Source organism: Pleurocapsa sp. CCALA 161, from assembly GCF_003003995.1.
Classification (GTDB): domain Bacteria; phylum Cyanobacteriota; class Cyanobacteriia; order Cyanobacteriales; family Xenococcaceae; genus Waterburya.
Genome location: NZ_PVWF01000137.1, coordinates 1 through 10,483, shown reverse-complemented (window position 1 = coordinate 10,483; position 10,483 = coordinate 1). Strand labels below are relative to the sequence as shown.

The window sequence follows — 10,483 nt, the reverse complement described above, 5'->3', positions numbered from 1 at the left end:
TTTACTGATGCCATGCGCCTAGAAGGGAAATCTAATCTTTTTAAAGATAATCATTTATTTGCACCTTTGCCAATTATAGGCAATGCGATCGCAGTTTATCCTAATCTAGATTTAAAACTATTAAGTAAAGAATTAGAAGATATACAGGTAAATAAATTTCCTAATCTTATGGTTGCCACTTCAATTTTACCGAGCGATTGTGGCTTACTAATTCGCGCTTTTGCTAATAAAACTATTCAACTTAAAGAATATTTTAAGCTCGCTTTAGAACATATTCGTAATCTAGCCAATCAACCTGCCTTACCTTACATCGCCAAATAGTTAATAATTAACGCTTAATGTGAATCAAAAAATACTATTAATATAGCTTAAGTTATGAAAACATTTACCTTTTAAAGTAAATATAGTTTTGCCCCCCCAGCCCCCCAATTTTGGGGGGAAAAAGATTTAAAGTCCTCCATACTTGGGGGATTTAGGGGGCGTTAATTTAACAATTGAGACTTTTTAGAGAACCTCTAAAAACTAAGAGCTAAGAGTTAAAAACAAATAAACTAAAGCGAAGTGATTAATATCAATTAATTAAAAAGATGACTGAAGTAGCTAATCAATATCTAGGAAATATTCAAGAAAATAGCGAACTATCTCAACGATTAACCAAAGAAAATTGTTTAGAAGTTCATCTGGGTCAAAGCGATCGCGTTAAAGGTAGAATTCACGCTCATACTGATTCTGGCATTGCTGTAGGGATTATTAAAAGTCGCGAACTTTCTTTACAAGAAGGGGATGTATTTCAAACCGAGTCGGGAAAATTAGTCTCAATTCATTTAGTACCACAAAAATTAATGGTGCTGAGTTTCTCTAGTTCATCGGCAGATACTTTACCTGCTAAATTAATCCATCTAGGTCATGTTTTAGGTAATCATCACTGGCCGATAATAGTCCGAAAAGACAAAATTTATCTCCAGCTAGCAGTAGATGAAGCAGTGATGGAAGCGACGATCGCCGATTTCAAGATTCCTGGTTTGAAAATAGATTATGAATCGAGATCGCCCAGCCAACACCTCAACTTTTCTGACCCTACTCATTCTCATCATCACCATTAAAGCTAATGATCCAGTCCCAAATCAGCCAGCAACTTGCAATGATGCAGTTAGCCGATTCTTTTTTTCCCACTGGTTCTTTTACTCTCTCTCACGGGCTAGAAAGTTTAGTTCAAACTGGAAAAATTAATTCCGTGGAAGACTTACAAGTTTTTTTGCAGCTACTTTTACATAATAAGGTAGGAACGACCGATCTAGTAGCTTTACTCCATAGTCATCGGGGTATTAACGACGGCAATCTAGAAGCAGCAAGACAAGCCGATAGTCAGCTTTTCGCCCAAACGGCGATCGCCAAAATTAGAGAAACCCAGCGCCAAAGTGGGCGGGCTTTGTTAATGGTAAGCAGTTCTACTTGGCAAGACGAACGATTAGAAATTCTTAACCGAGAAGCTGCTCAAGGTAAAATACACTGTTTGCATCCAGTTATCTTTGGTGCGGTGGCAGCGATCGCAGGTTTGAGCGAACAAAATACAGTATTGGCTTTTTTACACAGCTTGGTCAGTGGTATATTGAGCGCAGCTATTCGTTTGGGTGTTTTGGGACACATCCAGACCCAGCAAATTTTGCTTTACTTAGCATCAGATATTGAGACAGTCTGGTCTACTGCTAGATCGATGAATCTAGAGCAGATGCGGTCTTGTACTCTGGCGATCGATATTGCTCAGATGCAACATCCAAAATTGGCTCAGAGGTTGTTTGCTAATTAGTCACAGGTTATTTTAACCCGCGAACTTTAATCTATCTTAGTCCCAGTCTAAAACAAATTAAAACATCAAGAGGAGTTAAAACTATGAGTTATCGTAAAGATCGACGGGCGTATGCCGATACCTTTGGTCCAACAGTAGGCGATCGCGTTCGCTTGGCAGATACAGAACTATTTATCGAAGTCGAACAAGATTACACTACCTACGGTGATGAAGTTCAATTTGGTGGGGGCAAGGTCATCCGTGATGGCATGGGACAGTCCCCTATATCCCGCGCGGATGGAGCGGTAGACTTGGTAATTACTAATGCTTTAATTCTCGACTGGTGGGGTATTGTTAAAGCCGATATTGGCATCAAGGACGGCAGAATTTGTAAAATTGGGAAGGCGGGCAACCCTTATATTCAAGATAATGTAGACATTATTATTGGTCCCGCCACAGAAGTTAGTGCAGGAGAAGGGCTGATCGCTACGGCAGGAGGCGTAGATACCCATGTTCACTTTATTTCTCCCCAACAGATCGAGACTGCGATTTCCGCTGGAATAACAACGCTAATTGGAGGAGGAACAGGGCCTGCTACTGGTACAACCGCTACGAACTGTACGTCGGGTGCGTGGAATATCGGGATGATGCTGCGAGCTGCCGATGCTTTTCCAATGAATATAGGCTTTTTAGGTAAAGGAAACAGTGCCAAACCAGAAGCAATAGTCGAACAGGTAAAGGCTGGCGCAATGGGACTAAAGCTTCACGAAGATTGGGGATCGACCCCCGCAACAATCGATACTTGCCTAAATGTTGCCGAAGAATATGATGTTCAAGTCGCTATCCACAGCGACACCCTCAACGAGTCGGGTTTTGTCGAAGATACGATCGCAGCATTTAAAGATCGAACAATTCACACCTACCATACAGAAGGTTCGGGAGGCGGACACGCACCAGATATTATTAAAGTTTGCGGTTTAAGTAATGTTTTACCTTCTTCTAACAATACCACTCGCCCCTTTACCGTTAATACCCTAGAAGAACACCTAGATATGTTGATGGTGTGTCATCACCTCGATAAAAGAATTCCCGAAGATGTAGCCTTCGCTGACTCTCGCATCCGCAAGGAAACTCTAGCAGCAGAAGACATCTTGCACGATTTAGGCGCGTTTAGTACAATCGCGTCTGATTCTCAGGCAATGGGCAGAGTCGGCGAAAGTATTATTTGAGCTAATCCCGAACTCAGGTTAGATAAGCCAACAGTCATTGTAGTAAACCAGGCTTCAATTCATACGAGCGATATGATTCAATCAAACAGTTGGATGCCGATGTAATTTCCATCGAAGATAGCCGTAGCAATAACGAAACTTTGATGCAGCTAACGGATGCAGATTATCCTCGTCAAGTTGGGCCAGGTATTTATGATGTCCATTCCCCAGCCATTCCCAGCGCGAATTACCTCACCGAAGGTTTGCGTAAATGTTCCCAGTATCTTCCCACGGAACAAATTTGGGTCAATCCTGACTGCGGTTTAAAAACTCGCCGTTGGTCAGAAGTGATACCAATTCCCAAAAAGCCAGAAATTTGACTTGCTAAAGTAGTAGGGTCGAAAGGCTTAGTAATAAATCCTTTAATACCAGAGGCATAGAAACGACGGCGATCTGCTTTCTGAGTTTTGGCAGTTAGAAAAATTACGGGAATATCTTTGTAAATTGGTCAGGGTTTGGTGAATATAATCGCGATCGACATTAGCGGTCTGGCTTCGGTAAAATACAGATCGAAAGTTCCCAAAACTTGACCCGTATTTGATTTAATCGGTTCAGACCAACAGGCTTGGAAACCGTAGGGTAAAATTAGGTGTTTGTAGTCTGCCCATAAAGGATCGGTAGCAATATTACTAACGATTACTCGCCGACCTAAATACGCTGCCGTACCGCAAGAAGTAGCTTTTGCTCCAATGGGTAAACGTTCGAGATCCCTAATATATTCTTGGGGCAACCCCGAACTAACAAAAGGTTGTAAATGCCTGCCGTCGTTCTCCATTATTATAATAGTCGAAGTTAAATTGGGAGATAAGCGATCGATCTGTTCGCTCAGTTCTGATAAAGTATTCTTTAACGTCTCTCCCCGTGCGATCGCTCTTCGGCTTCTTTTTCCATTCCTACTCCCACTCTTTCTTGTTTTCTTAATGGTTTGTTAACTGTCGTAGCGCAATTATATGCGGAGCGGTGACGGGAGCGAAGCGAGCTAATCCTTTAGGAATCCTTTAGGACGTAAGGAGCTAATCCTTATGCGAAGCGGCTTGCACTCTTGTCCTTAAGCCAATGAGGATATCGCATTGAGTGTATCCTTTAGGACTCACTGGACAGTCTCTTTCCTTTGGTCGCTTGTTTCCTTTACCCTTGAGTCATTTCAACGATCTAATTTTGGTTAATTCTTCCTGATTGTAAAAAACCTACCCTTGTAAGGGGCTTGCACCTCCATCAATCGAGCAGTTATCATCTGGTTGTTAGCTAGAAGCCATGATTTATATAGGTTTTATCCTATTTTCGTCAGGAACGAATCGCACGTCCAACCACACTGTTGAGATCGTTGGTAGATTTATTATCCGCTCTTTTTTTATTCCCTCATAAGTTCCTCAAATCTCACAACTATGATTTGTATTGAATGGAAGTAAGTTTTTGGAAAAAAAAATTATGCCATTAAATGAACAAGTGGTAATTGACCAAACTGTTAATAATATGCTCTGCTACTACGTTAACTCTACTAGCAAAACACAGCTAATCCAAGTAACTGACGATCTGAAAGTTTACTGGAAAAAAATTGTATTTCCTCAGCAAAGAATTTTGTTTGAAGCAGTACCAGAATTTAAATTAGAAATTCAAAACAATCAGCCAGAAAATATACGAGTCACTAAAACTATTCTCTGCCAAAAATTGAAGGTTAATTAGTTTCAGGAAAAACAACTGTTATTTATACCGTTACTTTTGCAGCAAGTCGTCTAATAACTTTTCTGATATTCTTATCGAGTTGAAATAATCATGAAGCTTTCTGCCAGTTGTCCCTGTTGCTCGAATATTATGCTGCACCATCTTAGTAATCGTCGAGAATACTGATTTTGCCGTAACTGTTGGCAAGAAATGCCAAATTTTAAAAGCTTCAAACAAAATAAATATCATCGGCAAGAGCGAACCGTAAAGTTATTAGCCGGTTTATCGAATTTTTTAAGAATTGTAGTCAGTATAAAATAATTTTTGCTCAGAGCTAAAACATGAATTATCAAAATAATTTATCTGTAGAATCTCAATTACTAAAAATCTTTTTAAGATCTCAAACTAAAGACTACTCTTCAACCGAGATAGAAGCGGGAAAAGAGATACTTTCTCCAGAAAAACCACAACAAACTATTTATTTTTCTTTACAAGGAATAGTAAAGCTTTCAAGAATAGATTGTACGGGAAGAGAAACTTTTGTTGGTTTACTACCAGAAAAAAGCTTTGTCGGACTATCTTTACTTTTAAATAAATCACAGTCAAAGTATTGTGCGATCGCTCTAACTCCAGTAACGCTAATATCGACGACAGTTACTAAATTCCAACAAAAAATGCAAAAATCGCCAGAACTATGGACACCGATCTTCTACAAATTATTATCGCGTTCATTAACGGCTCAAATGACTATTGAGTCTCGGCTACTGCGAACTTCTGAAGCTCGATTAGTTGCTTTTTTATTAGTTCTCTGTCGAGACTTTGGAGTTGAAACAGATGAAGGAATTAAGATTGAACTTAAATTAACCCATCAAACTTTGGCAGATTTGATCTACTCTAATCGAGTTTCTGTTACTAGAATTCTTGGACAACTTCAACAACAACAAACGATTTCTATCGCTCGGCAGCAAATAATTCTTCACAATCCTAGTATCTTAAGGCAATATTTTGCTATCCCTTCCTATTCATCAATGTAAAAAGAATATTTTGAAATTTAAATTATAATGTCAATAAAAAAACGTTTTCACATTCTAGCTTATGAGATAATCGTATTTGTAGTACTAGCGGTGGTGGTAACAGGCTGTAGCACTCAACCCAATCTTCCAGAGAAACAGAATACTGAAGAGCAAGTTGTTGAACCGATAAATACAACAACATCTTGTCCCACCAGGTCAAGTCGCAATTGGCACGCCTGGATTGACCGCGTTGCTGAAAATGAACCAAGGCTGGTTATATCGGGAGAAGTCGATCTACCGACCCCTGGCTATAAAGTTAAATGGCAACCTGGAATTCTCGATCGCCGACAACCACCTACTCAAAGACTATCAATCTCCTTTACGCCACCTGATGATATAGTTGCTCAAGTAATTACGCCGACAGAAGTAAGTTTTACTATGCCTTCACCAGTTTTGGAATATCGTTCGGTGATGATTTACTGTGGTGATAAGCTGTTAGCCGATATTTCTGAAGTTGTACCAACTGATTAGTTTCCCTAAACTTTATTTGAAAGAGTTTTAATTTATTTATTAGTTCTATCAACTATGAATTTGCCTTTGACACTGCATCTAGAATAGAAGCTAATTCTTTAGGTACAGATAGATAAGGGCAATGTCCACTTGCCAATTCAATTGCTTTGACTCCAAGAATATCATGTGCTGCTCTTCTAGACCAGATTGGATTTATGGTTCTATCTTCATTACAAACTATATAAGAGTGAGATACATTACTAGGATAATTTGTTAGGGGAAAGACTTCGTTTATAGCTGCCTGGGCATTCGTCAGTTGTCTGGTACTAAACCCCCACTTAGCAACTTCTGGCGTACAGTCATGAAACAGAAAGTGCAAAGCTAATTCATAATCATCGATTGGACACTTTCCCGCTCCAATTGCCGATGTCCAAGCTTCTGCCCAGTCTGGAACGAATAGATCTGGGCTTTCATCGAATAACTGTCCAGCAATACTCGTTTCTACTTTGGGAATGAAGGAAGCAAGATACACCATATGCTGAATTGGTCGTAAGCTGGCAACTAGAGGTAGAAACATACCACTAAATGAGTGTCCGACTAAAATTACACTTTCCTCTATTGTTTCAAGTTGTTTGGCAATTATCTCTGCATACAGCATTCCACCAGCATTTTGCCGATCGCTCGGCAAGTCTATTTTAACTGCTTGGTGATTTAGTTTTTCTAATTCAGGAATTAATAAATTCCAGCACTCGGAGTTTTGGGTTGAACCATGTATTAAGCAAAATAAGCTCATTACTTTACTTTACCAAGGCGCGATCGCCCTTAGTGTTTATTTTTCTAGATCGATTGTCCGCAGCCAACCCAGGTAGAAAAAGCGGGACGTAAAGCCATGTTAATTGCAACAGGTAGATATCCACCACCAGAAGCAAATACAGATCGTACAGATCGATCGCAGTTGCTACTACTGCGTTATCGTTTCCTACCAAATAAGACAGTTGAGTGATACCTTCAACGTTTATCTGTTCTAAAACCAATGTCATAGTGTTTTAAAAACTCCTGTAACTTATTTATCTGGTTGATAATGACTGATGTGTTGCTTTACTGCGCTTTTCCCTAAAGGATTCCCTAACGGGTATATCCGTAGGTGTATCCGTGATAGACACCTTCGGATAAGCTCCTACGTCCTAAAGGATTAGCTCGCTTCGCATATCGCGTCATATATGAGTAGACCACAATAATTAGATATAAAAAGCGTCGAGAAAGGCGCATAGTTGAGGTCAAGTCTTTTGAGGTTTCCTCAAAAGCTTGTATGACCGTCGCCGCATCTGCCCGCGTCGCCGATATGCGGAGCGGTATCCTTTAGGACAGGCGCAAGACAAAGGGCTTGCTCGCATGTACGCTCGACAAGACAGCTAAAAGCTAAAAGCTACGAACCAGTTAATTCTGAACAAAATCTATTCAACTGAAAACGGCTGTAAATAACTATTCAAATCAAAGAGAAAATCCCTGGTAAATTTTTGTCTTGTGAGAGGATATTCTAAGAGCAATCCTTCACCTCCAAGGGGATAGACTTCATTTAGAGGTTGTCCTTTAATTGACAAGAAAACTGATGCTTGCGGATTAATGCTGGTAGCAGTATAAAGAACTTGAGCAACGCGATAAATCATCGAACTACTACCTCCTCCTTGAGTAAATTCCTGAGATAAATCTATATAAATATCGTTGTCGGTTATATGCAGATCGAGCAACTGTGTTTGCTGGGGAATTGTAGTAGTTAACTCCAAATTTGGAGATTGCTTTAGCAGTTTGTTAAACGCCTCTTTCAGAGCATCTTCAGGAGAAGTTGCGGTGGCAGAGATAGTTTTTGGTGTCAACTTAACGCGATCGCCGACTATTTCTAACCAATAAAATTGAGGACTGAACTTAGCGGGCTGTAATTCGACGCTCGAAGATGATTGGTTTACGGTGGGTTCTCTAGCTCTTCTAAAAGCCCAGACAGCAGTAATTCCAGCTATTCCAACTAATAAAAATCTCTTTAGTATTAGTTTTGAATTAGGCGATTTACTACGTACATTCACAATATCTTCTCCTCAAACCCAGAACTAAAAACCCCACCGCTAACTATTGATTCAGAACCGATTAAAAGTTAGCTGCACTCGCTACCCCGATCTTGGGCATGGTTATAGTTAGCACTCCATCAACAAGTTCGGCTGTAGTTTTTTCGGGTCTAATTGCTACAGGTAAAGGAGTATTACATTTAATCTGCCCGTAATTAAATTGAGAAGGAATTACTTCTTTTTCCTCTGTGGACTTATCTGGGTCGCAAATTCCCGAAATCGAAACAGATCTAATTTGGGCATTAATCATCAAATCTTCGATTTTAACTCCTGGAAGTTCTGCCTTGAGAATTAACTCCTCGTCGGTTTCATTGAATTCAATATTTGGACACCAAGTTTGATTTTGTTCGCTCATTAATAATCCCTCCTAGCATTTCTAGGGAAATTAGTTTTATCTTTTCTAGTTTTAGATTAAGCAAAAGTTTTGAGGAACTTATGAGCAAAATAAATCGAGTCAGTGGTAGGAAACGGGGCGTATCCGCGCATGACTAGCTTCGCGTCGTAAACTATTTGAAGTTTCTTCAAATGACAGCCCCTTCGTTTTGCGAACCGCTCGTACAGAGGTCAGGAGCTAAGTGTTTTGCTTTGAATTGTGCGGATTCGTGATAGGCGATTGAGAATGCGAGTAGCTAATTGTGTTCCCGTAACTGGTTTGCTGATGTAATCGTCCGCACCAATATAAAATGCTTGCTCCTGAGTCTGTAAGTCCTGATGAGCGGTGAGAAACAAAACGGGTAAATGACTCCAATTGCGAGCGCTTCTCAGCATATGACATAATTCAATGCCATTAACATCTGGCATTTCTACATCTAATATCAGTAGGTCGGGTGAAGTAGCTTGAAGAACTTGCCAAAACTGATGAGGATCGTTAAGGGTAGTAATTGCAAATCCCCAGGGTTTAAGACTTGTCCGCATTACCTCTAAGAATAAGGAATCATCATCGACAATTATTATCTTAGTTTCAGCCCCAAAACGTCGCAGCAGTTCGGTCACAGCATCCATTGCCTGAGTTGGAGTTACGGGCTGTACCAATAAAGTATGTTTTTTACCGCGCATAACTTTAAGACGCTCGGTAAAATTTTTATTGGTATTAAATAAGGCTGTTTCCGAGACAATTACCACAATGGGTAGTAAGGGCATTTGCTGGTGTAGTTGTGCTAGTAAATCTAAACTATCTATCGGACTATCTCGATCCGTTTTGGTTCTAATCTGAAATATCCTGAGTAAAACAATCGCAGGGCAATCGCGCTGAAATATTTCTCGTGCTTGTGATGCAGTTGTAGCGATCGCCGTCCGAAAATTATTAGCTGCTGCTTGGGTTACTAATTGCCCAGTAAAATCGCGATCATTATCCACAATTAATAATAAGGGAGAACTGTCTAAAACCGAACTAGAACTAGGATTGTAACGGTCGAATTTCTCTCTCAGGTTATTGACTAATTTATTAAAAGGCTCGATTTGTTCTGGCTGGGGAAAAGTTTCAAGAACCAGAAAATCTTCTAGTTTTCGGGCTAGCTTCGAGCCATCAGAAAATCCCAAACTTCCTAAAGAACCAGCTAATTTGTGGGCTGCTAAGATCGCTTCTGGTTTTAATTCTTGATCGCAATTATTTTCTTTCAAGGTAATTGCTATCTTTTCTAAAACAGCTAGGCGAGCGGACATTGCCTCTTTGTGTTGCAGCCAAACAGCAGCAATTTCCGTAGAATCAGGCGATTGCGCTGCGAAATTAGATTCAGTTTGTTCTTCTGCCGAATCTGGTAGTGGCTTGAGACGATAACCTATCCCATAAACCGTCTCGATTAAATCTTTGGCTGCACCAGCCTTTTTCAACTTTTGACGCAGTGTTTTGATGTGGGTTCTAACTGCTCCCTCAGTCGGCGGTTCTTCAAAACTCCAAAGGCTTTCAATAATCCCATCAAGGCTAAAAACGCGCTTATGATTGCGTAAAAATAGCTCTAACAAGGCATACTCTTTTACTGTTAAATTTAACGGTTTCTCATCATAGATTACTTCTAAGCTATTGAAATCGAGACTCAAATTACCCCACTTTAATACCGAAGATAAAGCTTGTGCTTCTCGACGCAGCAAGGCATGAATTCGCACCGTCAGCTCGTCAAAATTAAACGG

Annotated in this window: 13 protein-coding genes and 3 pseudogenes; 8 read left to right on the top strand and 8 right to left on the bottom strand. The window is 40.1% G+C overall.

Features of this window, described 5'->3' with window-relative positions:
• The 5 genes and pseudogenes from C7B62_RS25870 to C7B62_RS21720 form a co-directional block, all read left to right on the top strand.
• A pseudogene (locus C7B62_RS25870) lies at positions 1–321 on the top strand (urease accessory protein UreD); the annotation flags it as partial.
• Positions 322–587: 266 nt separating this feature from the next.
• Positions 588–1,103 (top strand): urease accessory protein UreE, encoded by a 516-nt coding sequence (locus C7B62_RS21735; RefSeq protein ID WP_106242260.1) that lies wholly within the window; start codon positions 588–590, stop codon positions 1,101–1,103.
• 5 nt (positions 1,104–1,108) lie between these two features.
• Positions 1,109–1,807: an urease accessory protein UreF gene (locus tag C7B62_RS21730; RefSeq protein WP_106242257.1), complete on the top strand. Its 699-nt coding sequence runs from the start codon at positions 1,109–1,111 to the stop codon at positions 1,805–1,807.
• Positions 1,808–1,890: 83 nt separating this feature from the next.
• Positions 1,891–3,012, top strand: a pseudogene (locus C7B62_RS21725) (urease subunit alpha); the annotation flags it as partial.
• A gap of 77 nt (positions 3,013–3,089) precedes the next feature.
• Positions 3,090–3,359 (top strand): annotated as a pseudogene (locus C7B62_RS21720) (5-methyltetrahydropteroyltriglutamate--homocysteine S-methyltransferase); the annotation flags it as partial.
• Here C7B62_RS21720 and C7B62_RS27260 read toward each other — a convergent pair.
• A complete protein-coding gene (locus tag C7B62_RS27260) occupies positions 3,242–3,487 on the bottom strand; it encodes a hypothetical protein (protein WP_370304135.1) in 246 nt (81 codons plus the stop codon). The pseudogene C7B62_RS21720 and the gene C7B62_RS27260 sit on opposite strands and share 118 nt — an antisense overlap.
• A gap of 15 nt (positions 3,488–3,502) precedes the next feature.
• The gene (locus C7B62_RS21710; RefSeq protein ID WP_255414078.1) at positions 3,503–3,922 is read right to left on the bottom strand and encodes a GAF domain-containing protein; all 420 of its coding nucleotides are present in this window, start codon (positions 3,920–3,922) and stop codon (positions 3,503–3,505) included.
• A 560-nt stretch (positions 3,923–4,482) separates the two neighbouring features.
• On the opposite strand from C7B62_RS21710, the gene C7B62_RS21705 reads away from it, so the two are divergent.
• Positions 4,483–4,737 (top strand): DUF1830 domain-containing protein, encoded by a 255-nt coding sequence (locus C7B62_RS21705; RefSeq protein ID WP_106242254.1) that lies wholly within the window; start codon positions 4,483–4,485, stop codon positions 4,735–4,737.
• Positions 4,738–4,767: 30 nt separating this feature from the next.
• Here the strand turns inward: C7B62_RS21705 and C7B62_RS25480 are convergent, their stop codons facing one another.
• Entirely contained in the window at positions 4,768–4,965 is a 198-nt protein-coding gene (locus C7B62_RS25480; RefSeq protein ID WP_146132170.1) for a hypothetical protein, read from the bottom strand.
• Positions 4,966–5,057: 92 nt separating this feature from the next.
• Between C7B62_RS25480 and C7B62_RS21700 the strand changes: the two genes are divergently transcribed.
• On the top strand, positions 5,058–5,750 hold the full coding sequence (locus C7B62_RS21700; protein WP_106242252.1) for a Crp/Fnr family transcriptional regulator: 693 nt from the start codon (positions 5,058–5,060) through the stop codon (positions 5,748–5,750).
• Positions 5,751–5,777: 27 nt separating this feature from the next.
• A complete protein-coding gene (locus C7B62_RS21695; RefSeq protein ID WP_106242249.1) occupies positions 5,778–6,260 on the top strand; it encodes a hypothetical protein in 483 nt (160 codons plus the stop codon).
• Between the two features lie 52 nt (positions 6,261–6,312).
• Here C7B62_RS21695 and C7B62_RS21690 read toward each other — a convergent pair whose 3' ends face one another.
• The 5 genes from C7B62_RS21690 to C7B62_RS21670 all read right to left on the bottom strand — a co-directional run.
• Positions 6,313–7,032, bottom strand: coding sequence for an alpha/beta fold hydrolase (locus C7B62_RS21690; protein WP_106242247.1), 720 nt, complete (start codon positions 7,030–7,032; stop codon positions 6,313–6,315).
• A gap of 4 nt (positions 7,033–7,036) precedes the next feature.
• The gene (locus tag C7B62_RS21685; protein ID WP_106242244.1) at positions 7,037–7,279 is read right to left on the bottom strand and encodes a hypothetical protein; all 243 of its coding nucleotides are present in this window, start codon (positions 7,277–7,279) and stop codon (positions 7,037–7,039) included.
• A 414-nt stretch (positions 7,280–7,693) separates the two neighbouring features.
• Positions 7,694–8,317: a GerMN domain-containing protein gene (locus C7B62_RS21680; protein WP_106242242.1), complete on the bottom strand. Its 624-nt coding sequence runs from the start codon at positions 8,315–8,317 to the stop codon at positions 7,694–7,696.
• 61 nt (positions 8,318–8,378) lie between these two features.
• Entirely contained in the window at positions 8,379–8,711 is a 333-nt protein-coding gene (locus C7B62_RS21675; RefSeq protein ID WP_106242239.1) for an Hsp20/alpha crystallin family protein, read from the bottom strand.
• 209 nt (positions 8,712–8,920) lie between these two features.
• Positions 8,921–10,483: response regulator (locus tag C7B62_RS21670; protein ID WP_106242236.1), on the bottom strand; the 1,563-nt coding region annotated here is incomplete at its 5' end.

Coding starts and splice junctions, on each gene's coding strand:
- C7B62_RS21735 (WP_106242260.1), top strand. CDS start 588: ATGACTGAAGTAGCTAATCAATATCTAGGAAATATTCAAGAAAATAGC.
- C7B62_RS21730 (WP_106242257.1), top strand. CDS start 1,109: ATGATCCAGTCCCAAATCAGCCAGCAACTTGCAATGATGCAGTTAGCC.
- C7B62_RS21685 (WP_106242244.1), bottom strand. CDS start 7,279: ATGACATTGGTTTTAGAACAGATAAACGTTGAAGGTATCACTCAACTG.
- C7B62_RS25480 (WP_146132170.1), bottom strand. CDS start 4,965: ATGATATTTATTTTGTTTGAAGCTTTTAAAATTTGGCATTTCTTGCCA.
- C7B62_RS21675 (WP_106242239.1), bottom strand. CDS start 8,711: ATGAGCGAACAAAATCAAACTTGGTGTCCAAATATTGAATTCAATGAA.
- C7B62_RS21690 (WP_106242247.1), bottom strand. CDS start 7,032: ATGAGCTTATTTTGCTTAATACATGGTTCAACCCAAAACTCCGAGTGC.
- C7B62_RS21705 (WP_106242254.1), top strand. CDS start 4,483: ATGCCATTAAATGAACAAGTGGTAATTGACCAAACTGTTAATAATATG.
- C7B62_RS21695 (WP_106242249.1), top strand. CDS start 5,778: ATGTCAATAAAAAAACGTTTTCACATTCTAGCTTATGAGATAATCGTA.
- C7B62_RS21700 (WP_106242252.1), top strand. CDS start 5,058: ATGAATTATCAAAATAATTTATCTGTAGAATCTCAATTACTAAAAATC.